1 pseudogene is annotated in these 1,429 nt (G+C 65.2%); it reads right to left on the reverse strand.

The annotated features are described in order from the left end of the window. Nucleotides 1-1,429: pseudogene (locus tag ACVCAM_RS26370) on the reverse strand (Tn3-like element ISPa38 family transposase); the annotation flags it as partial.

Here is a 1,429-nt window from a genome sequence, read left to right on the forward strand (position 1 = left end):
CGGTTGCAGCGGCCGTAGCGGCCTGAACTTGCCCGCGCCGATCTTGGCGCTGCTGCGCCAGAGGTAATCGCCGGTCAGGTTGATGTGCTCCCAGCCGAGCGGCGACAGGTACTGCAACAGGCCGTCATCGACGGCTTGACCGTGGCCACGCAAGGCGTTCGCGGCCCGCTCCAGATAGACCGTGTTCCATAGCACGATGGCCGCCGTCACCAGGTTGAGGCCGCTGGCCCGGTAGCGCTGCTGCTCGAAGCTGCGGTCGCGGATTTCCCCCAGGCGGTTGAAGAACACGGCGCGGGCCAGCGCGTTGCGCGCCTCGCCTTTGTTCAGCCCGGCATGCACGCGGCGGCGCAGCTCGACGCTTTGCAGCCAGTCCAGGATGAACAGTGTGCGCTCGATGCGTCCCAGCTCACGCAGGGCGACGGCCAGGCCGTTCTGGCGCGGGTAGCTGCCAAGCTTCCTGAGCATCAGCGAGGCCGTCGCCGTGCCCTGCTTGATCGAGGTGGCCATCCGCAGGATTTCATCCCAATGGGCGCGGACGTGCTTGATGTTGAGCGTGCCGCCGATCATCGGTTTCAACGCCTCGTAGGTGGCATCGCCCTTCGGGATGTAGAGCTTGGTGTCGCCCAGGTCACGAATGCGCGGGGCGAAGCGGAAGCCCAGCAGGTGCATCAACGCGAAGACGTGGTCCGTGAACCCTGCCGTGTCGGTGTAGTGCTCCTCGATCCGCAGGTCGGATTCGTGATACAGCAGGCCGTCGAGCACGTAGGTCGAGTCGCGCACGCCGACGTTCACGACCTTGGTGTGGAACGGCGCGTACTGGTCGGAGATATGGGTGTAGAACGTCCGCCCTGGGCTGCTGCCGTATTTCGGATTGATGTGGCCGGTGCTCTCGGCCTTGCTGCCGGTGCGGAAGTTCTGGCCGTCCGACGATGACGTGGTGCCGTCGCCCCAATGCTCGGCGAAGGGATGTCGGAACTGCGCGTTGACCAGCTCGGCCAGTGCCGCCCCGTAGGTTTCGTCGCGGATGTCCCAGGCTTGCAGCCAGGCCAGCTTGGCGTAGGTCGTGCCGGGGCACGATTCCGCCATCTTGGTCAGGCCCAGGTTGATCGCGTCGGCGAGGATCGTGGTCAGCAACAGGTTTTTGTCCTTGGCCAGGTCGCCTGACTTCAGGTGGGCGAAGTGCCGGGTGAAGCCCGTCCATTCGTCTACCTCCAGCAGCAATTCGGTGATCTTGACGTGCGGTAGGATCATCGCCGTCTGGTCGATCAGGGCCTGTGCGGTATCGGGCACCGCCGCATCGAGCGGCGTGATCTTCAGGCCCGACTCCGTGATGATGGCGTCCGGCAGCTCGTTGGCCAGCGCCATGCGGTTGACGGTGGCGAGCTGCGTTTCCAGCAGCGTCAGCCGGTCATGCAGGTACTGGTCGCAA

Source organism: Enterobacter sp. CFEC122 (assembly GCF_052983755.1).